We start from the raw sequence: 26,630 nt of genomic DNA on the forward strand, positions 1-26,630 counted from the left end.
ATGCCCCGTCAGCTCGATCCACTCCCACGTTCTGCCATCATGCGTGCGGCCCGGCTCGCCCAGTCGCCGTACCGGAACCCGAGCGCGACGACGACGGCCGCGAGCCCGTAGTAGCCGACGATGCCGCCGTACGCGCCGAGGACGCCGTAGTCGAGCACGACGCCGACGACGTAGCTGAAGCCGAGGAAGAAGACCCCGAGGCCGAGGATGCGGGCGACGAACGGCGTGCGCGTCTCGCTGCCGCCCTGCAGGCTCCCCGAGAAGATCACGAACGTCACGAGTGCCGGTGCGGCGAGTCCGTAGGCCCGGGCGAAGTCGACGGCGTAGCCGACGGTCACGGGGTCGCGGGTGAAGATGCGCACGAACAGCGGCGCGGTAACGACGAGTACGAGGCCGATGGTCCCGACGGTCACGAGTCCGAGCAGGGCGGTCGCGTAGCCGTTCTCGCGGGCGCCCTCGGGGTCGCCCTCGCCGAGTGCCTGCCCGACGACGACGCTGGCGGCGACGCTGTAGCCCCGCGAGAGCGGCCCGGTCACCTGCTGGTAGAGCCGGCGACCGACCTGGAAGGCGGCGTTGACCTCGGTGCCGAAGCCGAGCAGCAGCGCGTTGAACGGGAACTCCGCGAACGTCTCCACGAACCCCTCGACCACACGGGGCGCGGAGACGACGACGAGCTGGCGCGCGATGACCGGGTTGGTCGGCCTGGCGAAGCTCGCGCTCGTCCGGCCCGCGAGCATCACGCCACAGAGCACGACCGCGGTGAACACGTTGCTGAACGCGGTCGCGGCGCCGACCCCGACGATCTCGTAGCGCGGGACGCCGAGCAGGCCGAGGCCGAGCACGACGCTCCCGACGATGTTCAGCCCGTTCGAGACGACGTTGACGTACATCGGCGTGCGCGTGTCGCCGGTGCCCTGCAGCGACCGGGCGGCGATGAGCGACACCTGCCGGGCCGGCGCGGTCGCGAAGATGATGGCGAGGTAGGTGCCGCCCAGGCTGGCGACGGTGTCGTTCGCGCCGAGGATGGCGAGCGCCTCGTAGCCGAACGTGAGCCCGAACAGGACGAACGGGATGCCGGTGACGAGCCCGAGGCCGATGGCCTGCGTGACCGCCTCGTCGCGGTTCGCCTGCGCGCCGGCACCGGTGTCCTGGCTCGACAGCGCGATGGCTCCGCCGCCGAGGCCGAGCCCGATCCTGAGGGGGAAGCGCGAGTAGAGGTCGGCGAGCCCGATGGCCGCGATGGCCGCCGGCGAGAACAGCCCCGTGACGATGATGTCGGTGGTGCGCATCGCGGTGCGCACCGTCTGCTCGACCATCACCGGCCACGAGAGCCCGAGGACCCGCCGCCAGACCGCGTACAGCCGACCTCGGTCCATGCCCGGTCTGTGTCGCTCGGTGACTTCGTGCTGTCGGAAGCGGAACCGTGAGGGAGTCGGCGACCGTCGTCGTGGTCGATGGACGTCTTCGTCTACGGCACGCTCACCGACGCCGAACGCGTCGACGAGCTGCTCCACGACTGGTCGTTCGGCCCCGACGCAGTCCTGCGGGGCGCCCACCGCGTCGACGGCCGGTATCCGACGCTCGCACCTGGTGGCGAGACGGCGGGCCGACTCCTCCGGACGCCGGAGACGGCCGCGCTCGACAGCTACGAGGGCGTCGACCGTGGGCTGTACCGGCGCGTGGCGGTACGACGGCGCGACGGCGAGGGAGCACCGGTTCACGTGTACGTCGGCGCCCCGGCCGAACTCGGCGTCGCGGACGCCACCGCGGACTGGCCCGACGACCCCCCGACGCTCGGCGCGCTGGCCGAGCTGGTCGCGACCGAATGTATCGTCGTGCCAACGTTCGAATGACGGTCGGCAGACGACCGTCAGACGCCCGTTCGAGGGCGGTGCAGTCTTGCGATTATACTTTCACTCCGGATGGCTGGCGTTTATATACATCCGGGCCGACGACTCAGTTGCACGTCACACGCGTGCTACCCCGTATTCCCCTTTGGACGACCTCGGCGGGCTCCCCGTACCCCCGACGGGCGTCTCTTTCGCGAGTATCGCCGTGAGCCGCCGGTCTGCCGGTCTGCCGGTCCGCCGGTCCGCCGGTCCGCCGGTCCGCCGGTCGCCGATACGGCAATATTAACCGGGCGGCGGTCCAACCCCGCGCTCATGCTCGAACTCGACGACGTTCTCGCCGCGGAGCCGCGAGTCAGGGAGACATCGCGGCACACGCCCATCGAGTACACGCACACCTTCTCGGACATGACGGGCGCTGCGGTCTACCTGAAGATGGAGAACTTCCAGCGCACCGGCTCGTTCAAGATCCGGGGCGCGACGAACCGCATCGCGACGCTCTCCGAGGAGGAGAAGTCCGCGGGCGTGGTGACGGCGAGCGCTGGAAACCACGCGCAGGGAGTCGCACTGGCGGCGACGCGCTCCGGCGTCGACGCGAAGATCGTCATGCCGGAGTACGCGCCCATCTCGAAGATCAAGGCGACCCAGAGCTACGGCGCCGAGGTCGTCCTCCACGGTGCGGACTACGACGAGGCCGCCGAGAAGGCGCACGAACTCGAACGCGAGGAGGGCCGCACCTACGTCCACGCGTTCGACGACGAGATGGTGATGGCCGGACAGGGCACCATCGGACTGGAGATTCTGGAGGACCTCCCAGAGGTCGAGACGGTCGTCGTTCCCATCGGCGGCGGCGGGCTCATCTCCGGCATCGCGACCGCCATCAAGGCCAAGAGCCCGGACACGCGGGTCATCGGCGTTCAGGCGGAGGGCGCCTCCAGCGTGGCCCAGTCGCTCACGAAGGGCCACCGCGTCGAGCTCGACCGCGTGGACACCATCGCCGACGGCATCGCGGTCCGTGGCCCCGGCACGCTCACCTACGAGGTCATCAAGGAGCGCGTCGACGAGGTCGTTACCGTCTCGGACCCGGAGATCGCGATGGCGCTGACGTACGTCCTGGAGCGCGGGAAGACACTCGTCGAGGGTGCCGGTGCGGCCCCGCTCGCGGCGCTGCTGTTCGACAAGTTCGACTACGAGGAGGGCGAGGTCATCGTGCCGGCGATGTGCGGGGGCAACATCGACCTGAACATGCTGACGACGGTCATCATGCGCGGTCTCGTCGCGACGGGGCGGTACGTGAAGATCCGGACCGTCCTGCGCGACCGTCCGGGCTCGCTGGAGGACCTGCTGCACGTCATCAGCGAGAAGAAGGCGAACATCTACGCCATCCAGCACGACCGGACCTCCCGCCAGATCGGCATGGCCGACACCGAGGTCGAGGTGGACCTCGAGACCCGGGGGAGGGACCACATCGACGAGCTGCTCGAGGCGATCCGAGACGCTGGCTACGAGGTCGAGGTGCTGGTCTGACCGGCGTACCGCACCGTCAGGAACTGCCGCCCGCAGAGCCACATCTCGTGGATCGCGACGATGGCGGTCTCCGGCAGTCGCCGAACATCGGCTGGGGCTCCCGGTGCATCGGCCGGCCACACCCGGAACCGCTGTGCCATCGGCACCTCGAACGCGCCCGCTGGCGTCACCAGATAGAGGCCGGGGTCGCCGGGTGCCGCTGTCGTCAGCTCCAGCGCACCGTCGTCCAGGTTCCGTAGCGAGAGCACCGTCGAGAGGTTCGCCCCGGGCAGCGGCACCGCGATGTTGACGAGCCGCTCGTCGTCGGCGACGTGCGAACCGTAGGCCGCGACGAACACCCCGTCGCCGGTGTCGGCGTCGGTCCGGACCCACATCCGCGCGCCGTCCCGTGGGTCGAGGTCGGGGTCGATGCGCTCGAACCGGCTCTCGAGGCGGACCGTCCGCCCGTCGCCGGGTGCGGGCAGGTTCAGCTGTTCGAGCCGACCCGTCAGGCGACTCGCCAGCCACGCGCCGGTGCGGAAGGGGCGGTGCCACTCGGCGGTGAGCGAGAGCTCGTACTCGCCGGTGCGCTCGTAGAAGGTCCGCACCGCCGGGTCGACCAGTTCGGGGTCGAACCCGTCGTGGGCGAACGCGGCCATGTCGTCCATCTCGCCGACGGGCTGCTCGCCCGTGCCGACGCCGGCGCGCGCGACCCAGTCGCCGCCGACCCGTCCCCGTGCGGTCAGCGGACTCAGCGGTACGTCCGTCACGCGCGTCTCGGCGAGGCGCCGGGCAGCGCAGCCGAGGCCGGCGAGGGCGGCGGCACCGACGACGGCCAGCCGGCCGGTTCCACGTCGCTCGTCCATCGTCCGAATACGTTCGCCGTCCCCTTCAAGGGCTCCCCGGTTCCCGGGCGACAGGAATAGGCTGCCAACCTTTCCGGGCCGTTGCCGAACCACCGTCCACGACCAGTCGTCACGGCAGCGGACCCCGTCGGTCCCCGCGTCGTCGATCCGCGACGTCCCCCACACGCCATGATAGACCCGACACTCGCAAGCAGGCTCCAGTTCGCCCTCACGACCATCGTCCACATCATCTTCCCCGTGATGAGCATGGGGCTCGCCCCGTTCCTCGTCTACCTCACCTGGAAGTCAATCCGGAGCGAGGACCCCCTCTGGTCCCGGCTCCGGCGGTTCTGGACGAAGATATTCGCCATCTCGTTCGTCGTCGGCACGGTCACCGGCATCGTGCTCGAGTTCGAGTTCGGCACGAACTTCGCCGCCTTCGCCACCGCCGCCGGCGAGCTGTTCGGCGGCCCGCTCGCCGCCGAGGGGATGATGGCGTTCTTCCTCGAGGCGACGTTCCTCGGCGTGTTCGTCTTCGGCCGCGAGAAGGTGAGCGACGCGCTCTACATGGTCTCCGCGGTCGCGGTGGCCGCGGGGACGTGGCTCTCGGCGGTGTGGATCCTCATCGCGAACTCGTGGATGCAGACCCCTCGCGGCTTCGAGATGGCACAGAAGAACGGCCAGCCCGTCGTCTCGCTGGTCGACCCGATGGCCGCGTACCTCAACCCGCGGTTCCCGTGGATGTTCGTCCACATGCAGTCGGCGGCGGTGCTCTCGGTCGCGCTGTTCATGTGCGGCGTCGCGGCGTACCACCTGCGCGGCGGGCTCAGGAAGAGCGACGGTGACGGGGACGCGGGGGGCGACGGGGGCACCCCCGACGGCGGCGAACTCGACGACGCGCGCTTCTGGCAGACGACGATGAAGCTCGGGCTCGCGGTGCTGCTCGTCACGGCGCCGTTCCAGGTCGTCCACGGGGACTCCTACGCACGTCACGTCGCCGAGACACAGCCCCAGAAGTTCGCCGCGATGGAGGCCCAGTACGAGACGGAGGCCCCCGCCGCACTCCACCTCGTGGCCATCCCGACCGACCCCGAGGCGTTCACGAACCCCCGTGCGGAGAACCTCTGGACGATCGACATTCCGGCGCTCGCGTCCGTGCTCGCCAGCGGGGGGAACCCGGACTACCAGGTGACCGGCCTGAGCGAGTTCGAGGAGTCGCCGCCCGTCGCCATCGTCTTCTGGTCGTTCAGGCTGATGGTGCTGCTCGGCTTCTGGTTCGTCGCGCTCGGGCTCTGGGGCGCGTGGCGCTGGCGCCAGGGTCGGCTGTACGACGACGGCCGGCTCCACACCGCGATGCTCGGCTCGTCGCTGCTGGGCATCGTCGCGGTCGAGACGGGCTGGGTCGTCACCGAGGTCGGCCGTCAGCCGTGGGTCATCCAGGGCGTGATGAAGACCGAGGCCGGCGTCTCGCCCGGGCTCTCCGCGACCGAGGCGCTGCTGACGCTCGCGAGCTTCGCCGTCGTCTACCTCGGCCTGCTCACGCTGTACAGCTACGTCGTCGGGCGCATCATCCGGCAGGGCCCGGACGAGCTGGCGGACGAGGCGCCCCCGGATTCTGACGCCAGCGCCGACGACACGCCCGACCTCCCGGGCGAGGAGGTGTTCGTCGATGACTGACCCGCTGCTCGGGCTGCCGCTGCCCGCGCTCTGGTTCGGCGTCGTGTTCGCCTTCCTCGGGACGTTCCTGTTCCTCGACGGCTTCGACTTCGGGGCCGGTGCGCTGTTCGCCACGCGCGAGGACGCCCAGGACCGCGAGCAGATACTCGCCGCCATCGGGCCGTTCTGGGACGGCAACGAGGTCTGGCTGGTCGTCTTCGGCGGTGCGCTGTTCGCGGCGTTCCCCGGCACCTACGCCGACCTGTTCAGCCGGAACTACCTGCTGCTGTTCGGCGTGCTGGGGACCCTGATGCTCCGCGGACTCGCCCCCGAGTTCTACGAGCAGCGCGAGGACGAGCGCTGGCGGCGCTGGTGGGGCCGGTCGTTCGTCGCCGGCAGTATCGGGTCCCCGTTCCTGCTCGGGGTCTTCGTGGGCAACTGGCTGCTCGGGACCGCGTTCGCCGTCGAGTCGATCGTGGTCGGCCTCGCAGTCGTCGCGCTGACGGTCGTCACCGGTGCCGCCTTCCTCGCGCTGAAGGTCGCGGCCCCGGCACCGGGTCTGGCCGCCGACCTGCGGACGTGGGGGCTGCGCGCCGTCGCCGCCTACCTCGGACTCGTCGTCGTCTCCCTGGTCGCGCTCGCGCTGCGGCCCGCGGTCCGAGAGGCGCTCCTCGCGCCCGTCCCGGTCGTGCTCGTCCTCGGGTCCGTCGCTCTCGCTGTGGGCTACGCCGTCGCCCTCCGCCGAGGGCGCGACCTGCTCGCGTTCGGAGCGGCGGGGGGCCTGACGTACGGGCTCGTCACGCTCGTCGGCGTGCTGCTCTGGCCGGTCGTCGACCCCGCGACGGGGACCACCGCCGGCGAGGCCGCCGTCGGCACGCTCGCACTCAACCTGCTCACCGGCGCCTCCGCCATCCTGCTCCCGCTCGTCTGCGTCTACTTCTACGTGCTCTACTCGACGTTCGCGGGGCCCGTGGAGGAGGGCGGCTACGGCGGGCACTGATGACGACGGAGTCGGGAGTTTTTATCACGGAGGGCTTCGTCGCCCCGCACATGAAGCGAACCATCAGCACCTCCGACGCCCCCGCGGCCGTCGGCGCGTACAGCCAGGCGACGACCAACGGCGACGTCATCTTCACCGCCGGCCAGATCCCGATGACGCCCGACGGCGAACTGCTCGACGACGAGTCCATCACCGTCCAGACGCGCCAGTCCCTCGAGAACATCGAGGCCATCCTCGACGAGGAGGGCTGCAACATGACGGACGTGCTCAAGGTCTCCGTCTTCATGGACGACATCGAGGACTTCGACGAGATGAACGAGGCCTACAAGGAGTACTTCGTCGACAACCCGCCGGCCCGATCGGCCGTCGAGGTCGCGAACCTCCCGAAGGGCGTCGGCGTCGAGATCGAGGCCATCGCCGACGCGGAGTGAACGAACGCACGAAGTCGGCCCTGCTCTGGGGCGCCGTCGGCGTCTTCGCCTTCCTCGTCCTGCATCAGGGCTTCGTGGCGCTGGGGGGTGAGAGCATCGGCATCCTCCCGGCCATCGGCGTGGCGGTCGTCGTCGGCGCGGTCGTGGCGGTGGCCGCGTACGCTGGCGAGGTCCGGCTACTGCGGCGCGGTCGGTGACCGAAGAAACGTAGCCGTTAAATGCAGCACCCGATTATCGACGAACGAGCCAGGATGGCCGAACGGTAAGGCGCACGCCTGGAAAGCGTGTTCCCTTTCGGGATTCAGGGTTCAAATCCCTGTCCTGGCGCTTCTGAACCGCAGTAACCGAACGAGGAGAGCGTGGTCCGAACGCAGTGAGGACCACGATTGCGAACGGGGAGCGGAGCGACCCGTGAGCGCTAGCGACGAGTGAGTCCTCCGGTCCAGAACGCCCACGGGGATCTGAACGTTCGAGCGACGCGGAGCGAGCGAGAGGAGTTCGAATCCCTGTCCTCCATCCTCTTGAACGACCAGCCACGCGTCACCAACCCCGGCAGGTCGTGCGCCTGGCGGTGGTTACAAGCGGTCGCGCGTCGAACCGCGGGGCATGGACACAGCGGCGTTCGTCGAGGCGGTCGAGGACGGGAACCGGACGGAGCTGTCGCGGCTCGGCTCCTCGAAGTCACTGTACGCGCTGACGGGCGGCGAGATGGACGCGGACCACATCTACGCCGTCGTCGCGGCGCTGGCAGGTGCGCAGGCCGACCGTTTCGAAACGTGGGCCGACGAGGCCGACGGCGAGCTGGCCGACGCGCTGTCGGCCGCGGCCGAGACGGAGCGCGACCGTGCTTCGGAGGCCGCCGGGGAGACGGACGAGTCGGTCGAGGGCGGCCTGTTCGACGGGCTGGACGACTGCGACGGCGCCGTCGAGCGAGCCGGTGGCTTCGTGGCGGCGACCATCGTGACGAAGAAGCTGCAGGAGCAGCTCGTGGGCTTCTTCGTCGGGCAGGCGGACCCGACGACGGCCCAGACGTTCCGGAGCTACGGCGACGAGCTGGGCGAGCGACGGGAGGCGGCACTGGCGGCGCTCGAAGCGGTCTGTGCGGACGAGTCGGACCGGGAGGTCGCGGTCGAAGCGGCGGGTGGTGTGATCACTGCGGCGTACGAGGTGTACGTCGACCGGCTGGAGGCGATGGGCGTGAACCCGAAGCCGGTCTGTTGACTCACACTCCGGGCAGTGTCTCGCGGTACTCGTGGATGTGGTCGAGCGCGGCGTCGACCTCGTCGGCGACCTCGCCGCCCTCCGCGTCGGCGATCTCGCCGAGGATGCTCTCGTGGCGGGCGAGGCGGCCGTGGTCCGGCCCGCGCTCGGCCTCGGCGTGGCGCTCGAACTCCTCGGCCTGTCGGTACAGTCGTTCGCGGGCGTCGGCGTCGGTCGCTGCCTGTGCGGCGGAGCGGACGTGCTCGGCGGCGGTCTCGAGCTGTTCGCGTGTCATGCGTGGACGTACGACTGCTCGGGGGTTGTCGTTTGTGGTGCTGGCGATGCCTGCGCGAACCCACGACGCGGGGTCGTCGCGACGTCGGGGGTCGCAGACGGCGTGTCGGCGGTCGGAGCGTCCGCCGTCGCCGTGGCGACCGCGGGTGGGGCGTCGCTGGTCGCGGCGGCGTTCGCCGCCGACTGGTTCGTCGCGAGGACGACGGTATCCCGGTCGAGCGAGACGGCGAGCGCGTCGAGCAGGCCGGCCTCGCCGACCGTGACGACGACGGTAGTGTCGTCGGGACGAACGGTCGTCGCCCGCACGTCGCCGTCGAGCCGCCAGCGGTCGCCGGTCCGGTCGCCGTCGGCGTCGAAGGTGGCGTTCATCGCGTCGCGGAACTCGGTCGCGTCGGCGGCGGTGTCCCACCGGGTCACCCAGACGAAGCTGGCGTTCGCGGTCGGCCGCTCGCGGTAGGTGACGAGCCGGTCGTTCCCCCAGCCGGCAGCGGCGTCGACCGCCTCGGGGACGGCGACGCCGTTCTCCAGCACGACCCGGGTGTACGCCTCGCCGAGGGTGTCGCTCGCGGACCCGCGCCAGGTGTTCCCCTCGGCGATGGTCCGGACGTACAGCTCCGCGGACGGTTCGCTTCCCGGGTCGAGACCGTGGAGCACCTGCTCGCTTGTGGTGGGTGGGCGCTCGTAGAGCCCGTCGACCCTGTCGAGTCCGGACGACTCGTTGCGGACGTACTCGTAGCCGAACAGGTACGCGGCCTGGCCGTGCCGGAACGGCGTTCCGGGGGTCGCCTCGGTGTACAGCGTCGTGGTCCGCTCGCCGCCGGTCGGGGCGTCCAGGCCGTAGGATTCGACGTAGCGGGTCTCCGTCCAGACGGCGACGCCCTCGACGATGCTCCGGGCGGTCCAGCGGGCGTCCGTGCTCGTGTCGCCGACGTTCCGACGGACGGCGGACACCTGGTTGCGCTGGAACTGGACGACGTGGACGAACTCGTGGGCGAGGACGACCTCCAGGGCGTCCGACGAGCCGTCTCCGGGGTAGATGCTGACGCCGCCGAAGGGGCTGGTCGCGCCGTTCGGCGTCCCCCGAAGGTCGTCGTGACTGGCCTCGGTCTCGACGCCGACCAGCGCGCCGAAGCGGCCCGTCCCGGTCGGGCGTCGTCGGTCGGTCGTGTTCGTGCCGAACCACGTCGATTCGTTCTCGATGGACACCTGGGTCGGCGGGTCGGCGGATACCGCGAGCAATGACTCCACCCGGTCGAACACCGGGGCGGCCGCGAAGGAGAGGTCGCCGCCACGGTAGCGGATACCGACGTCGGCGTCCTCGGTCGGCGCATCGGTTGTCTCCACGGCGGTTGGTTCGGACGTCGTGGCCGGTGCCGCCGTCGTCGCGGCCGTCTCCGGGCGGCTGACCTCCTGTGCGCCACACCCCGCGAGGACGACGAGCAGGACACAGGCGAGGGCGCCCAGGCGACGGCTGCCGCGCATTCAGACGGTCACCTGCCGTGTGGTCGTTGCGACGCTCCGGTTCCCGCCGATCGGCACCGCGCCGTCGGCCTCCGGCGGGAGCGTGACCGCGACGTCCTGGTCGTAGGCGACGAAGTCACGTCGCACGTCGACGACCTGCTGGAGCTCCTGGCCCCTGATGGTGACGGTCTCGTTCACGTGGATGTCCGAGCGCACGACGAGGTCCGTCTCGGTGGAGACGTAGAACGTGGCGTCGAAGGCGTGGACCTCGCCGCCGGCGAAGTTGACGCCGCCCAGTTCGGACAGCTCGGCGTCGCTCGGCCGGAGCGAGAGCACGTACACCTCCTCGCCACGGACCGTCTCGGTGCCGGTGACGCTCAGGTTCTCGGTGACGTTCAGCAGGTTCGAGTGCAGCGAGAGTGCGCTCCGGTTCCGCCAGAGCCGGTCGTAGCGCTCGGAGACGTTCTGGGTGACCCACTGGGAGCCGTACCGACGTTCCAGCGCCGAGCTCCGGATGTACAGCGAGTCGTTCAGGAGGTAGGTCGTCTGGTTCACGGTGCGCCCCTGCGTCTGGACGGTCTGGTCGACGACGAGTCGGCGCTGTTCGGCGTCGATGGTGACGCCGAACGTCGCGCTGGTCGACTGGCTGGCGGCCGCCGTCGAGACGCTCTGGTTCAGCACGCCCTCGAGTTGGACGGTCGAGACGTCCCGGAGCGCGGTCAGCGCCGACTGACGGATCTCGCGCTCCTCGGCGTCGGAGAACGCGGACTCGCCCTCGTCGGCCGGGGTCGTGGTGGCGTCGTCGGTCGATGCGTCGGCCGCAGTACCGTCCGTCGGTTCTGCCGTGGCCGGGCCGCCGTCGCCCTGGTCCGTACAGCCGGCGAGCACCGGCGTCGCGAGCAGGACCACGACGAGGAGGAGGGCCTTCGTTCGTTGCATCGTCTACGCACGGCTTGGGTCCGTGTGATTATAACCCGTCGGGCGGCTTTTCCCGGCCGGAAAACACGAGCGGCCGTGGACGGCGCGAACTCAGCTGTCGTCGTCGAGCAGGCTGCCGACCTCCTCGGGCGACCAGTTCGCCGGCGTCGGCGACCCCCGGAGCGCGACCCCGAGCGCGACCCAGGCGAGGGCGACGGGGACGACCGCGACCGCGCCGGAGACGGCGACGACGTCGGCGAGCGCAACGCCGACGGCGAGCGCTCCCAGTGCGGAGAGACCGGCGGCCACGTCCGCGAGCGCTCCCAGCTCGGCTCGTGCGGCGGCCGCGAGCAGCGCGGTCCCGACGGCGAGCGTCGCGACGCTCGCGGCGAACGGCGTGAGCGCGGGCTCGACGCTCGCCCCGAGGAACGGCGCCGGCGTGAGGAGGGCGGCGACGTGGACGGCGGCGACGCCGGCGGTGGCGAGGACGGTGCCGACGCGGTCGAGGGGGCTCCCGAGCCGCTTGATGCGGGTGTGGGTCGCCCAGACACCGCAGACGACGAGCAGCACCGGCACCGAGATCCACGGACGTACCGCGTCCGCGGCGGTGGCGAACCCGGCGAGCGTGCCGGCGGTCCAGAGCAGGCCGCCGGCCGCCGCGACCCCCCCACTGCGACGGACCCACTTCGGGGGCGAGGCGACGGCCCGTGCGAGGGTGCGGACAGTCAGCGCGGTCGTGACGAACAGCGCGGTCGCGACCGCGACGACGAACCCGAGGACGACGTACAGCAGTGGGGACTCCGGGCGACCCCTGACGCCGGGTGCGATGCTCGGCACCGCGACGAAGAAGCCGTAGAGCGCGACGGCGAGCACGATGCCGGCGACGACACCGAGGCGGGCGTGGCGGCGGAACCCGAGTGCCTCGAAGAACCGGAGGAGGGGGGGCCTGCCCGGTCGGTGGTCGTCGGCTGTCGCGGCGTCGTGCGCGGCCCCCACGCCGCCGTCGCCCCCGGCTGTCGGTCCGGGGTCGCCGGCTGTGTCCGCTGCCCGGTCGCGGTCGGCGGACTCGGTGGCGTCTGTCACGGTCGGGGGTTGGGACGAGAGCGACAAATCGGCGTCGGTCTCGACCGGCTGGCACGCCAGCTCAGGCGTAGGCGGCGAACTCCTCACCGCGGAGGAGGAAGTACGCGGTCCCGAGGAGACCGACCACGGTGGCGAGACCGAACGCGACGGCCGGTCCGGAGTAGCCGAGGTAGCCGGCGGAGCCGTACAGCAGCCCCCCGAACGCGGCGCTCGGGATGGTGAGCGTGTTCCGGACGAGGTAGTACGAGCCGGTGACGCGTCCGCCCGTGTTCTCCTCGGCGGGGCCGACGATGAGCGCCTTGTGCGCCGGGAGACCGGCGAACCGGAGCCCGGAGAACGCCCAGACGGCGCCGACGACGACCGCCTCGGAGAGCGCGACGGTTCCGAGGACGGGCAGCCCCGCGAGCGTGACCCCACCGTCGGGCGCGGCGACGAGCAGCACCGGGAAGACCGCGTAGACGAAGAAGCCGAGGCCGACGACGGGTTTCAGGCCGACCCGGCGTGCGAGGTTCGCCACGGGCACCATCGTCACCAGCGCGACGGTCATCTCGACGGCGAGGAACACCCCGAACAGCGCCGCCGGCGAGAGGTAGTAACCGAAGAGCACGGCGTCGGTCGCCAGGTAGCGCGTGACGACGAGGACGGCGAAGGCGTACACCATCCCGTTGGCGAACCGGACGAGCGTGTCCCCGACGAGCAGGGGGCGGAGCGGGTCGGGCAGGTTCGCGAGGTCGTCACGGATCTGCGAGATGCCCTCGAACTCCTTCCCGAGCGTGTCCGACTCGGCCTCGTACAGCACGTGCTGGGCGAGCGTCCCGACGAGCGCGAACCCGACCGCCACGGCGAGCACGTACTGGAACCCGGGGTCGAAGCCGTAGACGGCGAGCAGGCCGGCGGCGACGAGCGGCCCGAGCAGGAACGCGGTCCGGCGGAACGTCTCCGTGCTGGCGAAGCCCGTCGCCAGCCGGTCGTTCGCCACGCTCTGTTTCACGACGGCGAACGTCGCGCCCAGCCCGAACGACTTCCAGGCCTGCGCGAGCACCAGCCCGACGAACACCCACGCCCACGCCGGAACTCCGGCGACGGCCAGCGCCGGCGCGAACATCCAGACCGCGAAGCCGAGCGCGGAGGCCAGCCCGAACAGCGTGAGCGCGGTCCGGGAGCCGATGCGGTCCGAGATGGCACCGCCCGGGTAGGGGTACGCCGCGCCGATGAGGTTCCCGAAGCTGCCGTAGAGCCCGACGACGAGCTCCGTGCCGCCGAGGAAGAGGATGTACTCGCCCATGTACCGCCCCGTCATCTGGAAGCCGAGGCTGAACGCGAACATGGCGACCGAGAGCACGAACACATCCCGCTCCAGCGCGAAGAACTGCCGGAAGTACGTGAACGCGCCGGGTGTGTCGGCATCCCCCATGGATGGCTGGAGGTGCGTCCGGTTCGGGTATAGAAGGTTCGGTCGCGGCGTACTGAGGGGAACGTAGTCGTATCGAGACGGCGGTATTTCATCGAGATGTCTCTCCAAGCGGTGGAGGTGAGATTGATAAGTAGAGCTGCGTATCTACCGTCTTACTCCCTATCGAGGACACCTGGAACGTACCCCACCAGAAGAGTGCGTCAGTAGTTGAATCACCCAACAGTTCGGTAACGTCGCCGTAGTAGAAATCCAGCAACAGGGAGCGCGACGATCTCTGTCATCACTAGCACCACAAGGAGTTCGATTCCGAAGGATAGCACCAGAATTGCAGTCGGTACGGCTCCAACCACGACCGGGAGTGCGAGATGCACCCGGTCGTTGAAAGGGCCGAACATCTCGATGAGCGAGACCGAAACGAGGCTGGCAACAGCCACGAACAATAGACCACCGCCGATCAGCGCGGCGATGAGGAATCCGAGAAGTGCGAGACCAGTACCGTCCGCCGCGCCGGGTGCGTCGGCAGGGACGGCAGTTGGTGAGCCAGACTGCGCCGCAACAGTTGCGGAACACACAAAAACGACAAGAACGGCGCGGAGGGGCTTCCAACCATGCATCGTTCTACAGTCGGTGGACGAACGTGCCTCATAAATGCTTTCTCTGTACCTATCGCTCTCCACACTCCGCTCGTTCGACGCCGTTTGACAACCACAGGTCCCAAGCCCGACGAACCGGTTCCACTTCCGACGCCCGAGAACACCATCCAGCCCCCACGTCCCACCGCAGACAGAACACCTAAAGGCGGACCGACCTTTTGCTACGTCAATGACGACTCTGGGAACGGCCAGCGCGGACCCCGGCGAGGTCGACACCGGTCGCCTCACCGTCGGGGAGACCCGCGACGGCAGTCCCGTCGGCCTGCCCGTCGCCGTGGTCAACGGCGAGCGCGAGGGCAAGACGCTCTACATGCAGGCGGCGAGCGACGGGAACGAGTTGAACGGCGTCGGCGTGATACGCGAGGTGTTCCCGAAGCTGGACCCCGCCGAGCTCGCCGGTGAGATACGCATCGTCGGCATCGTGAACTACCACGGCTTCCAGATCGACTCCCACCGGAACCCCATCGACGACACGAAGCTGAACCGGACCTATCCCGGCGACCACGAGGGGACCTCCTCGGAGCGCATCGCGGCGGCGACGTTCGACGCCGCGCGCGACGCCGACCTCGTCCTCGACCTCCACCAGGGGTCGGACAGCCGGATGATACACGAGACGCGGGTGCGCTGCGGTCGCCGGCACCGGATGCACCAGCAGTGCCTCGAACTGGCGAAGGTGTTCGGCGCGGGGCACATCCTCGACCAGAAGGGCCCGGACGGGCAGCTCGCCCGCGCGGGGCCGGACGAGGGCATCCCCACCATCGACCCCGAGCTCGGTGGGACGGTGGGCTTCGACGCCGAGAGCGTCGCCGTCGGCGTCGAGGGCGTGTTCAACGTGCTCCGGCACTACGGGTTCATCGACGGCGACACCGACCTGACGCCACAGACACGCGCGTCCGGCTTCGACCAGTACGGCGCGCCGGCCGGCGGGCTCGTCGACTTCACCGTCGACCTCGGCGACCAGGTCAAGCGCGGCGACACGCTGTTCCGCGTCACCGACGCGTTCGGCCAGCTCAAGGCCGAGGTCACCGCCGACTCGAACGGCCTCTTCTGGCGGACGCGCCGGCTCCCCCAGGTCGCGACGGGCGAGTACGTCTGCTCGGTCGGCACCGATCTGGACAGCTACTAGCGCGAGGCGCCCCGGCAAACCTATCACCCAGCCCTTCGACCACCCAGTCAGACGCGACAACCGTAACACCCTCCCGACATCAGCCACATCCCTTCCATGACCCTACAGAACCTCTACTGCCAGGCCTGCGGTGCGGAGTACGACGCCGGTCCGGACGAGCCGTGGCGCTGTTCCTGCGGCCACGCGCTGGACCTGGAGACGCCACCCCTCCCCGACGGCGACCCGCTGCCGGTGAGCCAGCTCGACACCCGACGCGGGCTGTGGACGTTCCACGAGTTCCTCCCCGTCGACCGCACGGTGACGCTGGGCGAGGGCTTCACGCCCCTCGTCGATTCGGACCGCTGGACCGCCGAGTTCAAGCTGGAGTACGTCTCCCCGACCGCCTCGTTCAAGGACCGCGGCGCGACGACGACGCTCTCGCGGGCGGCCGCGCTCGGCGTCGAGAAGGTCATCGAGGACTCCTCTGGCAACGCGGGCGCGGCCATCGCCACCTACGCCGCCCGGGCGGACATCGAGGCCGACGTGTACGTGCCCGCCGACGTGAAGCAGTCGAAGCTGATGGCCATCCAGCGCTCGGGTGCCCGCCCGGTCCGAATCGAGGGGTCGCGCGAGGACGTGACCGACGCCGCAATCGAGGCCGTCGAGGCGGGCGAGGGCTGGTACGCCAGCCACTCCTGGAACCCCGCGTTCTACGCCGGCACGATGACGTTCGCCATCGAGCTCGCCGCCCAGCGCGACTGGACGGTGCCCGACGCGGTCGTCCTCCCCGTGGGCCACGGCACGCTCGCCCTCGGCGCGTACCGCGGCTTCGACCTGCTCTCCCGCGCGGGCATCGTCGACCGTGTTCCCCGGCTGCTGGTCGGACAGGCCGCCGGCTACTCGCCCCTCGCCGACGAGTTCCGCGGGCTCGTCGCCGAGAACGAGGACGACACCGAGAACGAGATCGCAGACGGCATCCAGATCGCCGAGCCCGCGCGCTTCGACCAGCTCCGGGCGGCCATCGAGGACACCGACGGCGACGCCATCGCCCTCGGCGAGCACGTCGTCGAGAACACGCTCGACGCGCTCCACCGCGACGGGTTCTACGTCGAGCCGACCTGCGCCGTCGCCCCTGCCGCGCTCACGAAGTACCGCGAACTCGGCGTGGTCGACGACGACGAGGACGTGGTCGTGCCCCTCACCGGGAGCGGCCTGAAGACGCTCTGAACCGTGACGAGCTACCCCGCGAGCTTCTGTCCGGACTGCGGGACCGGACTCGTCGACCGCGCCGTCGACGGCCGCGAGCGTCGCTTCTGCGAGGCCTGCGAGCGGGTCGTCTGGCACAATCCGGCGCCGTGTGCCGGCGTCGCCGTCGTCGGTGCGGAGGGGGTGCTGCTCGCCCAGCGCGACGTCGCGCCGGGTCGTGGCAGGTGGGGGGTCCCCGGTGGCCACCTGGAGGCCGACGAGCCCGCCCCCGTCGCCGCGGCACGCGAACTCGAGGAGGAGACCGGCGTCCGCGTCGACGCCGACGCGCTCTCCCTGCTCGACTGCTTCCACGCCAGCAACGGCGACGGCAAGTACGTCGTCTCCGTCGGCTACGTCGTCCACGCCGACCGGTGTGCGGGGACCGCGACGGTCCGCGACGAGGTGCAGGCGGTCGGCCGGTTCACGCCCGAGACCCTCGCCGCGAGCGACGCGGTGCTCTGGGCGGACCACGTGGAGCGGTTCCACGCCGCCTGGGACTGGTTCCGTTCGGGGCCCTGAGCGGCGCTCCCGGGCGTCCAGCCACGATCGGTGACCTGCCGGAGCAAATCGCCCACACCTATATGGGACGCAAGCATTGCCACGACCATGAGCTTCGCCGAGATGGACGTGGACACGATCTGGATGGACGGGGAGTACGTCGACTGGGAGGACGCACAGATTCACGTGCTCACCCACGGACTCCACTACGGAACGGGCGTCTTCGAGGGCGCGCGCTGTTACGACACGGAGAAGGGCCCGGCGATCTTCCGCTGGGACGAACACGTCGAGCGGCTGTACGAGTCCTGCAAGCCGTACGAGATGGAGATCGACCACGAGCCGGAGGAGATCACGGAGGCGACGAAGACGCTCATCGCCGACCAGGAGCTCGCCTCCTGCTACATCCGGCCCATCGTCTACTACGGCTACAAGAGCCTCGGCGTCTCGCCCGGTGACTGCCCGACCCGGACCGCCATCGCGTGCTGGCCGTGGGGCACCTACCTCGGCGAGGACGCACTCGAGAACGGCATCAAGGTGAAGATATCGTCGTGGCGCAAGCACTCCTCCAGCCAGATCCCGACGAACGCGAAGACGACCGGCCTCTACGTCAACAGCCTGCTCGCCGGCGAGGAGGCCCGCCGCAACGGCTTCCGCGAGGCCATCGTCCTCAACAAGGAGGGCAACGTCGCCGAGGGCCCCGGCGAGAACATCTTCCTCGTCCGCGACGGCGAGCTGTACACCCCCGGGCTCTCCGAGAGCATCCTCGACGGCATCACCCGCGACACCGTCATCACACTCGCCGAGGAGCTGGGCTACGAGGTCCACGACAACGTCTCCATCTCGCGTGGCGAACTCAACACCGCCGACGAGCTGTTCTTCACCGGCTCCGCCGCCGAGGTCACGCCCATCCGGCAGGTCGACAACGTCGAGATCGGCGACGGCTCGCGCGGCCCGATCACCGAGGAGATCCAGCAGCGCTTCTTCGACGTGGTCAACCGGCGCACCGACGACCACGAGGAGTGGTTCGACTACGTCGACGCCTGAACCGCGTCACTCTCCGTCTTCGCTTTCTTCGACCTCGACCAGGTCCTCGACCGCCGAGCCGCCCATCCGGTCCGAGTCGCCGAAGCCCGCCGAGAGGATGCGGGTGAGTGCGTCCTCGACGCGTTCGTCGGTCTCCTCGAGCTCCTCGGGCGGCACCTCGATGACGAACCCGGTGGTGATGTTCGGCGCGGTCGGCATGAACACCACCTCGCGGCCGTCCGCGGTGGTCTTCCCGGTCTTGAACGCGGTCAGGCGCATCCCCGGAATCGGCTCGACGCGGACGGGCTTCTGCAGCGAGTCGGTGCCGCCGAGGGCGGTCTCGGCGGCCATCTTCGAGGCGTTGTAGACGACGCGCAGGCCGGGGACGCGGTTGGCCATGTTGTCGATGAGTCCCTCGGCGAGGTTGCCGACAGCGGTCCGCATCAGGTAGCCGACGGAGAAGACGAAGACGACGAAGACGGCGAGGACGACCAGCACGCGGAGGGGTTCGACGAGCGCGTTCGCCACCGCCTCGGACAGCCCGAGGTCGGTGAGCAGGTCGACTCTGATGACGCGCTGGGGCGTGATGGAGGAGACGACGCCGTACAGCCAGGCGATGACGTAGGCGCTGACGAGCACGGGCAGGACGACGATGAGACCCGACGCGAAGTCCCGTTTCCACGACGACATACACGCGTCCAATCAGACTGCGGGGTTATGGGTCTGTTCCTATCGACCGAGGACGGCCCGCAGCGCGAACGTGAGGTTTTCTTTCCGCTCGCGGACCCGCCGGTAGAAGTACTGGAGCCACTTCCCGCCGTAGGGCGCGTACTGCCACACCTCGACCCCCTCGCTGGCGAGCTCGAACTGGGCGTCCTCGCGCACGCCCATCAGCATCTGCACCTCGTAGGGCGTGCCGTGCTCGGCGTGGAGGTCCCGGGCCATCGCGATCATCTCGGGGTCGTGGCTGCCGACGGCGATGCCGTCGTCGAACTCCTCGAACATCTGCGCGAGGAGGTCGCGGTACTGCTGGTCCACCCGGGACTTCTCCTTGTACGCGACCGACTTCGGCTCGTCGTACGCGCCCTTCACCAGTCGGACCTTCCCGGGCACGTCGGCGAGTCGTTCGAGGTCCTCGGGCGTGCGCTTCAGGTTCGCCTGGATGCAGACGCCGACGTTGCCGTCGGTCTGGCGGGCGTACTTCTCGAACGCGTCGAGGGTCGCGTCCGTCGTGTGGCGGTCCTCCATGTCCACCCAGACGAACGTCCCGGCCTCGTCGGCGACCGCGACGATCTCGCCGAGCAGCTCGTCGAACACGTCGTCGCCGACGTCCAGCCCGATCTGGCTCGGTTTGATGGAGATGCAGGCGTCGACCTCGGTGTCGCCGATGTCCGCGACCAGCTGCTTGTACGTCTCGGCGTCCGCCTCGGCCGGTCCCCGCTCGTCGTAGTGCTCGCCGAGCAGGTTCAGGATGACCTTCACGTCCCCCTCGTTCAGCTCGCGGGCGTGCGCCAGTGCCTCCGCTGGTGTCTCCCCGGCGACGAACCGGCTCGCGATGGGTGGAATCATGCCAGAGAGTCCGTGCCCGTGGTACAAGAGGATTGATGTACCGGGCTGGTGGGTGTGGACGGTGATTCCGAGAGGGGGTGTCCCGCACCGCGAGTGCTGGAGGGTTTACGATAGTTGGAACCCCTCGACCTGCATCGATGACCGGATATCCGGGTGGCGCGCGGTCTGGCGAGACCGCGAGCGTGTCTCGCCGCCGCTCGCGCGAGGGATGAGCGACGCGAGAGCGTAGCACTCGCGAGTCTGAGCGCGCAGCGCTCAGGCACCGCAGGGACGCGACCGAAGGGAGCGGTCCGAGGAGCGGTCACGAGACGCTCGCGTCTCGTGAGCCCACCGGAAATCGGAGATTTCCGGGGACGCATGAGGTTGGGGAGGTTTGAGGTGCGGTAGCTGTGCTGTCGGGTGGGACTGAAAGGGGCGAGGTTCTCGACGAACCTCGGGGCTTTCTGGCTGTTCGCGGCCATCGAGGCCCATACGCTCCATACCGAGTCGCTTCCGACAGACACGACAACGAGCTTTCTCGACGACAACCCAGACGCCTTAAGGTGGCCGGTCCACATCCCACCGATATGGACGTCGTCTCGACGCTGGTCGTCGCCTTCTGGGCGATGCTGCCCGCGTACGTGCCGAACAACGCGGCCGTGCTCGTCGGCGGCGGACGGCCCATCGACGGCGGGCGGAACCTCGGCGAACGGCGCATCCTCGGCGACGGCAAGACGTGGCGGGGGACCATCTTCGGGACGCTGACCGGCGTCGCGCTCGCGCTGTTGCTCTCCGAGGTCGCCGCGCCGGTCGGCGAGGCCGCCGGCATCCCGCTGCCGACGTTCCCGCTCCCGGTCGCGTTCGGGCTGGCGTTCGGCGCGATGCTCGGGGACATCTCCGCCTCGTTCCTCAAGCGCCGGACCGGTCGGGACCGCGGGGCCGCGTTCCCCGGGCTCGACCAGCTCGACTTCGTGGTGGGTGCGCTCGCGCTCGCCGCCATCGCGGACCCGGCGTGGTTCGGCGAGTGGTTCACGCTGCCGGTGCTCGCCGTCGTGGTGGTGTTGACGCCGCTGCTGCACATCGGCACAAACGGCGTGGCGTACGTGCTCGACCTGAAAGAGGAGCCGTGGTGAAACAGTTCGATTGTCTCGCCTTCTGAGTGCGAATCAGCCGTAGCCATCCCGAATGCTCCAGTTCTTCTGGGGTTGACTCTGCGGTCACTAACAGCCAGAAAGCCCCGATCATCTCGACTTTGGGGACTGGCGAGACTTCTCCGTCGTCTCGCTGCTCTCCGCTCGCAGGCTGCGCTCCTCGTCCCTCGCGCAGAATGGCTCGACGTGCTCGCTGCGCTCGCACAGTCTCGCCAGCCGCGCGCCACCCGGTTGGTCGAACAGCGTCGCCATCACCCGCCCGAACGTAGACCACCCACGACCGAATCCACGGGCCTTATTGCCGCCGGGCGCGGTGCTCAGTGCAATGACGAACGACGACCTCATCGAGTCGCTGGTGGCGGCGGACGCGGTGCGCTTCGGCGAGTTCGAGCTGAGCCACGGCGGTACGAGCGAGTACTACGTGGACAAGTACCTGTTCGAGACGGACGTGGACTGTCTGCGCCGCATCGGCGACGCGTTCGCGGAGCGGGTCGAGGACACGAAGCTGGCGGGCGTGGCGCTCGGCGGCGTGCCTCTCGTGGTCGCCACCGCGCTCTCGGCCGACCTGCCGTACGTCATCGCCCGGAAGCAGCAGAAGGAGTACGGGACCGCGAACCTCGTCGAGGGGCGCCTGGAGGAGGGCGAGGAGGTCGTCGTCGTGGAGGACATCGCCACGACCGGACAGTCCGCGGTCGACGCCGTCGAGGCGCTCCGGGATGCCGGCGCGGTGGTGAACCGCGCGCTCATCGTCGTCGACCGCGAGGAGGGTGGCCGCGAGAACCTGGCCGATGCGGGCGTCGAGATGGAGGCGCTGGTCACCGCGACCGACCTGCTTGGTCATGCCGACGATGCGTAGAATCGTGCGATAGCGTACCACAGAGTGCATCGCAACCCTTTTCTTGCAGTCTCGGCTATTGAGATGTACGATGGTAGGTGTCTGCTTTACAGGCCGGGCGGCAGCCCACTTCTAACCACACCAACGTCCACCTACCGTTCTCCGCGTTCGCAGACACCAACCAGAGACATCCACAACAGCCATGTCCCAGTCAGAATCCGAATCACAGATAGCGGTCGTACTACCGGACGGATCGGAACTCTCCGTCCCCGAGGGAGCCAGCGTCGAGGACGTCGCCTACGAGATAGGCCCGGGCCTCGGACGCGACACCGTCGCGGGAAAGATCGACGGTGACCTCGTCGCCAAGGAGGCTGTCGTCCACGACGGCGCGGCCATCGAGATCGTCACCGACGGCTCCGACGAGTACCTCGACGTGATGCGACACACGGCAGCACACGTCCTCGCGCAGGCGGTGAAACGACTGTACCCCGACGCGAAACTCGCCATCGGCCCACCGACGGACGAGGGGTTCTACTACGACTTCGACGACATCGACGTCGACGCCGACGACCTCGCCGCCCTCGAGGAGGAGATGGCAGCCATCGTCGAGGCGGACCTCGAACTCGAGCGCGAGGCGGTCAGCTACGAGGACGCGAAGGAGCGCCTCGCCGACGAGCCGTACAAGCTCGAACTGCTCGACGAACTCCACGAGGAGGGCGCGGAGATCACCTTCTACTCGCAGGGTGACTTCGAGGACCTCTGTGCCGGCCCGCACGTCGAGTCGACGGGCGAGATCGGCGCGTTCGACCTGCTCGAGATCGCCGGCGCGTACTGGCGCGGCGACGAGGACAACGAGATGCAGACGCGCATCTACGGGACGGCGTTCGAGAGCGAGAGCGACCTCGAACAGTTCCTCGACCGGAAGGAGGAGGCCGAGCGACGCGACCACCGCAAGATCGGCAACCAGATGGACCTGTTCTCGATTCAGGACGTGACGGGCCCCGGGCTGCCGCTGTACCACCCGAACGGCAAGACGGTGCTGCGCGAGCTCGAACGGTTCATCGAGGACCTCAACCTCGACTCGGGCTACGAGTACGTCGAGACCCCCCACCTGTTCAAGACGGACCTCTGGAAGCGCTCGGGCCACTACGAGAACTACGAGGACGACATGTTCCTCTTCGAGGTCGACGACGACGAGTTCGGCCTCAAGCCGATGAACTGCCCGGGCCACGCCGCCATCTTCCAGGACCAGTCCTGGAGCTACCGCGAGCTCCCCGTGCGCTACGCCGAGGACGGGAAGGTGTACCGCAAGGAACAGTCCGGCGAGCTGTCCGGGCTCTCGCGCGTCTGGGCGTTCACCATCGACGACGGCCACCTGTTCGTCCGCCCGGACCAGATCGAGGCCGAGGTCGAGCAGATCCTCGAGGCCATCGACACGGTGCTCGACACGTTCGAGCTCGACTACGAGGTCGCGCTCGCGACCCGCCCGGAGAAGTCCGTCGGCAGCGACGAGATCTGGGAGAAGGCCGAGTCCATCCTCGAGCGGGTCATCGAGGAGCACGAGGACGAGTACGTCATCGAGGAGGGTGACGGCGCGTTCTACGGCCCGAAGATCGACTTCGCGTTCGAGGACGCCCTCGGGCGGAAGTGGGACGGCCCGACGGTCCAGCTCGACTTCAACATGCCCGAGCGCTTCGACCTCTCCTACGTCGGCGAGGACAACGAGCACCACCGCCCGGTGATGATCCACCGCGGCGTCTACGGCTCCTACGAGCGCTTCTTCATGGTGCTCATCGAGCACTTCGAGGGCAAGTTCCCGTTCTGGCTCGCGCCCGAACAGGTCCGCATCCTCCCCATCTCGGACGACAACCTCGACTACGCCTACGACATCGCCGAGGAGTTCGGCGAGTTCCGCGTCGAGGTCAACGACCGTGACGCCACCATCGAGCGCAAGATCCGCGGCGCGCACAACGACCGCGTCCCGTACATGATCATCGTCGGCGGCAACGAGGAGGAGGCCGGCAACATCTCGGTGCGCGACCGGAAGGAGAACCAGGAGTACGACGTCGACATCGACGCGTTCCGCGACCACCTCCGCCGCGAGCGCGACGAGAAGCACGTCGAGCCGGACTTCCTGCTGGACTGAGCGACCCGCTCCCGTCGCCTCGACGTTACACGACCGTGGTGTAGAGCACCCGTTTCCAGTTTCGACGTATTCATACTTGTGCAACCGTGTAGGTTGGCCATGAACCGCGCAGAGAAGGCGGCGCTCCAGCTTCGCGCCGTCGACGTGCTCCAGATGTTGAAGGAGACGCGCACCTACGACGAGCTCGCTGCGGTGACGGACCTGCCGGCGGGCGACCTGAACCGGTACGTGAACGGCCACGTCCTCCCGAGCGCCGAGCGCGCCCGCGAGGTCGTCTCCGGCGTCGGCCACGAGGCGCTCGCCGAGGAGCTCGAGGCTCGCATCGAGGTCGACGACGAGGGCTACGTCGACAACTCGGTCGCCGTCTTCGACCAGGCCTTCCTCGACCTCGTCGCCCCCGTCGCCGCCGACGCCTACGGGTTCGAGCGTCCCGACGCCGTCCTCACGGCGGCCACGGACGGCATCACGCTCGCGGCGGCGATGGCGAGCTACTTCGGCGCCCGCTGTGTCTACGCGAAGAAGAGCAAGGAGACCGCCGTCGAGGAGTTCGTCGAGGCCCGCCAGCGGCTCCAGTCGGGCATCGAGCTCACCTACTACCTGCCCGCCTCCTCCCTCTCCGCGGGCGACACCGTGCTCGTGGTCGACGACCTCATCCGCTCCGGCGAGACCCAGGAGCTGCTGCTCGACATCGCGGACCACGCCGGTGCGGAGGTCGGCGGCGTCTTCGCCCTCATCGCGGTCGGCGACGAGGGCACCGAGCGCGCCGCGGCGCTCACCGACGCCCCGGTCGGCGCGCTGGTCGACGTCGAACCCTGAGCGTCGCACCCACGCCCATCCTCACGCCTCGCGCTCGACGAGCGCCTCGCGCGTCTCGCGGATGACCCGGGCGACGCGCTCGACCTCGCCGCCCTCGTCGGCGATGTAGCCCGCGATGGACTCCGTGGCAGCGAGCAGCCACGCCGCGCGCTCGGCGATGCGGCCCACGTCGCCCGGGCCGACGCCGTACCGCTCGGCGAGCTCGTCCAGGGCGACCCCGTCGGCCCAGTCCGCGAGCATCAGCGCCGTCTTGAACACGTCCAGCCAGCGCTGGAAGTCGCCGTCGAAGCTCATCACCGACTTCGTGAGCTCGCTCTCGCGGCGGGTCGCGGCGTCGGTCACCCGGCCGGCCTCGTCGTTCCGGGTGTACAGCGTCGGCATGTCGCTCGTGTCGCAGACCAGTTCGAGAACGGTCAGCGCGGTCACCCGGGGCAGGTCGGCCGCCTGCTCGATGGCGTCGACGACCGACGCGCCGGTCACGGGGTCGACGTAGACGCGGGAGACGAGCGTGCCGAGCCGGGTCGCGGCGAGCCCGTCGCGCCGGTCGAGCATCCCCGCCGCCGCGAGGTAGTCGAGCACGTCGCCGACGACGGAGCCGAGCTCGTCGGCGGCGCGCTGGTGACCGTAGAACGTCTCGTCGAGCAGGTCCAGCACCTCGGTCCGGGAGTCCGCGAACCCGGAGGCGACCGTCGAGAGGACGTGCGTGCGGAGGGCGCGCTCGCTGTCGAGCTTCGAGGTGACGCGCTCGGGCTCCGCGCCGACGTACCGGTCGCGGAGCTCGTCGGCCTCCTCCGCGTCGCTGGCGACGAGCAGCGCCTCGCCGTACGGGTCGAGGTGGGGCCGTCCGGCCCGTCCGAACATCTGGTGGACCTCCAGGATGGGGAGTGGCGCCATGCCGTCGCCGTCGTAGCGCTCGTGGTCGCGGACGACGACCCGACGGGCGGGGACGTTCACCCCGGCGGCGAGCGTCGGCGTCGCCACGATGACCTTCAGCTCGCGGTCCCGGAACGCGTCCTCGACGACCCGGCGCTGGTCCGCCGAGAGCCCGGCGTGGTGGAACGCGACCGCGTTGGCGGCCGAACGCGCGAGGTCTGTGCCGGTGCCGGTCGTCGCCAGCAGCCGGAGCTCCTCGGCCACCGCCGCGGCGTCGTCGAGGAACTCGTCGCCGAGGTCGTCGGCGAGCGCCTGTGCGGACCGCCGCGAGGAGACGAACACGAGGCACTGGCCGCCGTCCTCGATGGCGTCGCGAGCGAGTGCGATTGCGGGCTGGTCGCCGCCGGTCGGGATGTCCCGCTCCTCGCCGTCGTCGAAGGTCGCGGTCTCCTCGGCGTAGACGCCGGTCCGCAGCTCGACGGGACGCCAGTCGCTCGCGACGAGTTCGGCGTCGAGCCAGTCCGCGATCTCGCCGGCGTTCCCGACCGTCGCGGAGAGACCGACGAGCTGGATGTCGGGCGTGAGCCGGCGGAGCTTCGCGACGGTCACCTCCAGCGTCGGGCCCCGGCCGTCCTGGTCGAGCAGGTGGATCTCGTCGACGACCGCACAGTCCACCGCCGAGATCCATCCGGCACCGTTCCGGATCGCCGAATCGACCTTCTCGCTCGTGGCGACGACGATGTCGTGCTCGGCGAGGTCCTCGTCGGTCGCGTCGAAGTCGCCGGTCGCGATGCCGACGCTCACGTCCGGCAGCTCGGCGAACTCGTCGTACTTCTCAGTCGCGAGCGCCCGCAGCGGGACGACGTACACCGCCGGCCCGTCGCTGGTGAGCATCGCGAGCTGGGCGACGAACGTCTTCCCCGAGGCGGTGGGGACCGCCGCGAGGACGCGTTCACCGTCGCAGACCCCGGCCTCGACCGCCGCCCGCTGTGGCGGGTAGAGCTCCTCGACGCCCTGTGCCTCGAAGTGCTCGACGAAGCGCTCGGCCAGCGGCAGGTCCGCGACGTGCATCTACCACCGTG

Annotated in this window: 26 protein-coding genes and 1 tRNA gene; 16 read left to right on the top strand and 11 right to left on the bottom strand. The window is 69.6% G+C overall.

Annotated elements, in window-relative coordinates; all coding sequences use genetic code 11:
• Positions 1–8: 8 nt before the first annotated feature.
• Positions 9–1,376, bottom strand: a complete 1,368-nt coding sequence (locus tag ACSG06_RS02240) for an MATE family efflux transporter (protein ID WP_440988633.1) — start codon at positions 1,374–1,376, stop codon at positions 9–11.
• Positions 1,377–1,454: 78 nt separating this feature from the next.
• Between ACSG06_RS02240 and ACSG06_RS02245 the strand changes: the two genes are divergently transcribed.
• Together ACSG06_RS02245 and ilvA are read left to right on the top strand one after the other, a co-directional pair.
• The gene (locus tag ACSG06_RS02245) at positions 1,455–1,853 is read left to right on the top strand and encodes a gamma-glutamylcyclotransferase family protein (protein ID WP_440988634.1); all 399 of its coding nucleotides are present in this window, start codon (positions 1,455–1,457) and stop codon (positions 1,851–1,853) included.
• Positions 1,854–2,162: 309 nt separating this feature from the next.
• Entirely contained in the window at positions 2,163–3,374 is a 1,212-nt protein-coding gene (ilvA, locus tag ACSG06_RS02250) for a threonine ammonia-lyase (RefSeq protein ID WP_440988635.1), read from the top strand.
• On the opposite strand, the gene ACSG06_RS02255 is transcribed toward ilvA, so the two are convergent.
• Positions 3,350–4,219 carry a hypothetical protein gene (locus ACSG06_RS02255; RefSeq protein WP_440988636.1) on the bottom strand — a complete coding sequence of 290 codons (870 nt, stop codon included), beginning with the start codon at positions 4,217–4,219 and terminating at the stop codon, positions 3,350–3,352. The genes ilvA and ACSG06_RS02255 overlap by 25 nt on opposite strands.
• A gap of 168 nt (positions 4,220–4,387) precedes the next feature.
• Between ACSG06_RS02255 and ACSG06_RS02260 the strand changes: the two genes are divergently transcribed.
• From ACSG06_RS02260 to ACSG06_RS02285, 6 genes are all read left to right on the top strand, one after another.
• Positions 4,388–5,875, top strand: coding sequence for a cytochrome ubiquinol oxidase subunit I (locus ACSG06_RS02260; RefSeq protein ID WP_440988637.1), 1,488 nt, complete (start codon positions 4,388–4,390; stop codon positions 5,873–5,875).
• Positions 5,868–6,854, top strand: coding sequence for a cytochrome d ubiquinol oxidase subunit II (locus ACSG06_RS02265; RefSeq protein ID WP_440988638.1), 987 nt, complete (start codon positions 5,868–5,870; stop codon positions 6,852–6,854). Before ACSG06_RS02260 ends, ACSG06_RS02265 begins: the two co-directional genes overlap by 8 nt.
• A 50-nt stretch (positions 6,855–6,904) precedes the next feature.
• Complete coding sequence (locus tag ACSG06_RS02270) at positions 6,905–7,285, top strand: Rid family detoxifying hydrolase (protein ID WP_440988639.1); 381 nt, start codon at positions 6,905–6,907, stop codon at positions 7,283–7,285.
• On the top strand, positions 7,282–7,482 hold the full coding sequence (locus ACSG06_RS02275) for a DUF7981 family protein (RefSeq protein ID WP_440988640.1): 201 nt from the start codon (positions 7,282–7,284) through the stop codon (positions 7,480–7,482). Before ACSG06_RS02270 ends, ACSG06_RS02275 begins: the two co-directional genes overlap by 4 nt.
• Before the next feature lie 48 nt (positions 7,483–7,530).
• Positions 7,531–7,612: transfer RNA gene (locus ACSG06_RS02280), tRNA-Ser, on the top strand.
• Positions 7,613–7,891: 279 nt separating this feature from the next.
• The gene (locus ACSG06_RS02285) at positions 7,892–8,506 is read left to right on the top strand and encodes a rubrerythrin family protein (protein WP_440988641.1); all 615 of its coding nucleotides are present in this window, start codon (positions 7,892–7,894) and stop codon (positions 8,504–8,506) included.
• A 1-nt stretch (position 8,507) separates the two neighbouring features.
• On the opposite strand, the gene ACSG06_RS02290 is transcribed toward ACSG06_RS02285, so the two are convergent.
• The 6 genes from ACSG06_RS02290 to ACSG06_RS02315 all read right to left on the bottom strand — a co-directional run bounded on the left by ACSG06_RS02290 (position 8,508) and on the right by ACSG06_RS02315 (position 14,269).
• Positions 8,508–8,780 carry a DUF7553 family protein gene (locus ACSG06_RS02290; RefSeq protein ID WP_440988642.1) on the bottom strand — a complete coding sequence of 91 codons (273 nt, stop codon included), beginning with the start codon at positions 8,778–8,780 and terminating at the stop codon, positions 8,508–8,510.
• Positions 8,777–10,261 carry a hypothetical protein gene (locus tag ACSG06_RS02295; protein ID WP_440988643.1) on the bottom strand — a complete coding sequence of 495 codons (1,485 nt, stop codon included), beginning with the start codon at positions 10,259–10,261 and terminating at the stop codon, positions 8,777–8,779. The genes ACSG06_RS02290 and ACSG06_RS02295 overlap by 4 nt, the downstream gene beginning before the upstream one ends.
• Positions 10,262–11,179, bottom strand: a complete 918-nt coding sequence (locus ACSG06_RS02300) for a hypothetical protein (RefSeq protein ID WP_440988644.1) — start codon at positions 11,177–11,179, stop codon at positions 10,262–10,264.
• 90 nt (positions 11,180–11,269) lie between these two features.
• Positions 11,270–12,241: a DUF7536 family protein gene (locus tag ACSG06_RS02305; protein ID WP_440988645.1), complete on the bottom strand. Its 972-nt coding sequence runs from the start codon at positions 12,239–12,241 to the stop codon at positions 11,270–11,272.
• Between the two features lie 61 nt (positions 12,242–12,302).
• Positions 12,303–13,655, bottom strand: coding sequence for an MFS transporter (locus ACSG06_RS02310; RefSeq protein WP_440988646.1), 1,353 nt, complete (start codon positions 13,653–13,655; stop codon positions 12,303–12,305).
• Between the two features lie 212 nt (positions 13,656–13,867).
• Complete coding sequence (locus ACSG06_RS02315; RefSeq protein ID WP_440988647.1) at positions 13,868–14,269, bottom strand: hypothetical protein; 402 nt, start codon at positions 14,267–14,269, stop codon at positions 13,868–13,870.
• Between the two features lie 208 nt (positions 14,270–14,477).
• Between ACSG06_RS02315 and ACSG06_RS02320 the strand changes: the two genes are divergently transcribed.
• The 4 genes from ACSG06_RS02320 (at position 14,478) to ACSG06_RS02335 (ending at position 18,200) form a co-directional block, all read left to right on the top strand.
• Positions 14,478–15,434: a succinylglutamate desuccinylase/aspartoacylase family protein gene (locus tag ACSG06_RS02320; RefSeq protein ID WP_440988648.1), complete on the top strand. Its 957-nt coding sequence runs from the start codon at positions 14,478–14,480 to the stop codon at positions 15,432–15,434.
• Between the two features lie 96 nt (positions 15,435–15,530).
• The gene (locus ACSG06_RS02325; protein ID WP_440988649.1) at positions 15,531–16,640 is read left to right on the top strand and encodes a pyridoxal-phosphate dependent enzyme; all 1,110 of its coding nucleotides are present in this window, start codon (positions 15,531–15,533) and stop codon (positions 16,638–16,640) included.
• A 3-nt stretch (positions 16,641–16,643) separates the two neighbouring features.
• The gene (locus ACSG06_RS02330; RefSeq protein WP_440988650.1) at positions 16,644–17,177 is read left to right on the top strand and encodes an NUDIX hydrolase; all 534 of its coding nucleotides are present in this window, start codon (positions 16,644–16,646) and stop codon (positions 17,175–17,177) included.
• Between the two features lie 87 nt (positions 17,178–17,264).
• The gene (locus ACSG06_RS02335) at positions 17,265–18,200 is read left to right on the top strand and encodes a branched-chain amino acid transaminase (protein WP_440988651.1); all 936 of its coding nucleotides are present in this window, start codon (positions 17,265–17,267) and stop codon (positions 18,198–18,200) included.
• 6 nt (positions 18,201–18,206) lie between these two features.
• On the opposite strand, the gene ACSG06_RS02340 is transcribed toward ACSG06_RS02335, so the two are convergent.
• Together ACSG06_RS02340 and ACSG06_RS02345 are read right to left on the bottom strand one after the other, a co-directional pair.
• Positions 18,207–18,869 carry a DUF502 domain-containing protein gene (locus ACSG06_RS02340; protein WP_440988652.1) on the bottom strand — a complete coding sequence of 221 codons (663 nt, stop codon included), beginning with the start codon at positions 18,867–18,869 and terminating at the stop codon, positions 18,207–18,209.
• Positions 18,870–18,908: 39 nt separating this feature from the next.
• Positions 18,909–19,748, bottom strand: coding sequence for a proline dehydrogenase family protein (locus ACSG06_RS02345; protein WP_440988653.1), 840 nt, complete (start codon positions 19,746–19,748; stop codon positions 18,909–18,911).
• A gap of 566 nt (positions 19,749–20,314) precedes the next feature.
• On the opposite strand from ACSG06_RS02345, the gene ACSG06_RS02350 reads away from it, so the two are divergent.
• The 4 genes from ACSG06_RS02350 (at position 20,315) to ACSG06_RS02365 (ending at position 24,675) form a co-directional block, all read left to right on the top strand.
• The gene (locus tag ACSG06_RS02350; protein WP_440988654.1) at positions 20,315–20,860 is read left to right on the top strand and encodes a CDP-2,3-bis-(O-geranylgeranyl)-sn-glycerol synthase; all 546 of its coding nucleotides are present in this window, start codon (positions 20,315–20,317) and stop codon (positions 20,858–20,860) included.
• 343 nt (positions 20,861–21,203) lie between these two features.
• Positions 21,204–21,734 carry an orotate phosphoribosyltransferase gene (gene pyrE / locus ACSG06_RS02355; RefSeq protein WP_440988655.1) on the top strand — a complete coding sequence of 177 codons (531 nt, stop codon included), beginning with the start codon at positions 21,204–21,206 and terminating at the stop codon, positions 21,732–21,734.
• 181 nt (positions 21,735–21,915) lie between these two features.
• Positions 21,916–23,859 (top strand): threonine--tRNA ligase, encoded by a 1,944-nt coding sequence (gene thrS, locus ACSG06_RS02360; protein ID WP_440988656.1) that lies wholly within the window; start codon positions 21,916–21,918, stop codon positions 23,857–23,859.
• A 99-nt stretch (positions 23,860–23,958) separates the two neighbouring features.
• The gene (locus ACSG06_RS02365; RefSeq protein WP_440988657.1) at positions 23,959–24,675 is read left to right on the top strand and encodes a phosphoribosyltransferase family protein; all 717 of its coding nucleotides are present in this window, start codon (positions 23,959–23,961) and stop codon (positions 24,673–24,675) included.
• Between the two features lie 21 nt (positions 24,676–24,696).
• Here ACSG06_RS02365 and ACSG06_RS02370 read toward each other — a convergent pair whose 3' ends face one another.
• Positions 24,697–26,619: a DEAD/DEAH box helicase gene (locus tag ACSG06_RS02370; protein WP_440988658.1), complete on the bottom strand. Its 1,923-nt coding sequence runs from the start codon at positions 26,617–26,619 to the stop codon at positions 24,697–24,699.
• Positions 26,620–26,630: the final 11 nt, after the last annotated feature.

The sequence above is a fragment of the Haloarchaeobius baliensis genome (genome assembly GCF_052060055.1).
GTDB classification, from domain to species: domain Archaea; phylum Halobacteriota; class Halobacteria; order Halobacteriales; family Natrialbaceae; genus Haloarchaeobius; species Haloarchaeobius baliensis.

Excerpts from the sequence above, each read along its gene's own strand:
- ACSG06_RS02320 (WP_440988648.1), top strand. The coding sequence starts at position 14,478 with ATGACGACTCTGGGAACGGCCAGCGCGGACCCCGGCGAGGTCGACACC.
- ACSG06_RS02325 (WP_440988649.1), top strand. The coding sequence starts at position 15,531 with ATGACCCTACAGAACCTCTACTGCCAGGCCTGCGGTGCGGAGTACGAC.
- ACSG06_RS02270 (WP_440988639.1), top strand. The coding sequence starts at position 6,905 with ATGAAGCGAACCATCAGCACCTCCGACGCCCCCGCGGCCGTCGGCGCG.
- ACSG06_RS02345 (WP_440988653.1), bottom strand. The coding sequence starts at position 19,748 with ATGATTCCACCCATCGCGAGCCGGTTCGTCGCCGGGGAGACACCAGCG.
- ACSG06_RS02265 (WP_440988638.1), top strand. The coding sequence starts at position 5,868 with ATGACTGACCCGCTGCTCGGGCTGCCGCTGCCCGCGCTCTGGTTCGGC.
- ACSG06_RS02365 (WP_440988657.1), top strand. The coding sequence starts at position 23,959 with ATGAACCGCGCAGAGAAGGCGGCGCTCCAGCTTCGCGCCGTCGACGTG.
- ACSG06_RS02285 (WP_440988641.1), top strand. The coding sequence starts at position 7,892 with ATGGACACAGCGGCGTTCGTCGAGGCGGTCGAGGACGGGAACCGGACG.
- ACSG06_RS02310 (WP_440988646.1), bottom strand. The coding sequence starts at position 13,655 with ATGGGGGATGCCGACACACCCGGCGCGTTCACGTACTTCCGGCAGTTC.
- ACSG06_RS02340 (WP_440988652.1), bottom strand. The coding sequence starts at position 18,869 with ATGTCGTCGTGGAAACGGGACTTCGCGTCGGGTCTCATCGTCGTCCTG.
- ACSG06_RS02335 (WP_440988651.1), top strand. The coding sequence starts at position 17,265 with ATGAGCTTCGCCGAGATGGACGTGGACACGATCTGGATGGACGGGGAG.
- ACSG06_RS02295 (WP_440988643.1), bottom strand. The coding sequence starts at position 10,261 with ATGCGCGGCAGCCGTCGCCTGGGCGCCCTCGCCTGTGTCCTGCTCGTC.
- pyrE (WP_440988655.1), top strand. The coding sequence starts at position 21,204 with ATGACGAACGACGACCTCATCGAGTCGCTGGTGGCGGCGGACGCGGTG.
- ACSG06_RS02300 (WP_440988644.1), bottom strand. The coding sequence starts at position 11,179 with ATGCAACGAACGAAGGCCCTCCTCCTCGTCGTGGTCCTGCTCGCGACG.
- ACSG06_RS02260 (WP_440988637.1), top strand. The coding sequence starts at position 4,388 with ATGATAGACCCGACACTCGCAAGCAGGCTCCAGTTCGCCCTCACGACC.
- ACSG06_RS02245 (WP_440988634.1), top strand. The coding sequence starts at position 1,455 with ATGGACGTCTTCGTCTACGGCACGCTCACCGACGCCGAACGCGTCGAC.
- ACSG06_RS02370 (WP_440988658.1), bottom strand. The coding sequence starts at position 26,619 with ATGCACGTCGCGGACCTGCCGCTGGCCGAGCGCTTCGTCGAGCACTTC.
- ACSG06_RS02255 (WP_440988636.1), bottom strand. The coding sequence starts at position 4,219 with ATGGACGAGCGACGTGGAACCGGCCGGCTGGCCGTCGTCGGTGCCGCC.
- ACSG06_RS02240 (WP_440988633.1), bottom strand. The coding sequence starts at position 1,376 with ATGGACCGAGGTCGGCTGTACGCGGTCTGGCGGCGGGTCCTCGGGCTC.
- thrS (WP_440988656.1), top strand. The coding sequence starts at position 21,916 with ATGTCCCAGTCAGAATCCGAATCACAGATAGCGGTCGTACTACCGGAC.
- ACSG06_RS02350 (WP_440988654.1), top strand. The coding sequence starts at position 20,315 with ATGGACGTCGTCTCGACGCTGGTCGTCGCCTTCTGGGCGATGCTGCCC.
- ACSG06_RS02290 (WP_440988642.1), bottom strand. The coding sequence starts at position 8,780 with ATGACACGCGAACAGCTCGAGACCGCCGCCGAGCACGTCCGCTCCGCC.
- ACSG06_RS02315 (WP_440988647.1), bottom strand. The coding sequence starts at position 14,269 with ATGCATGGTTGGAAGCCCCTCCGCGCCGTTCTTGTCGTTTTTGTGTGT.
- ilvA (WP_440988635.1), top strand. The coding sequence starts at position 2,163 with ATGCTCGAACTCGACGACGTTCTCGCCGCGGAGCCGCGAGTCAGGGAG.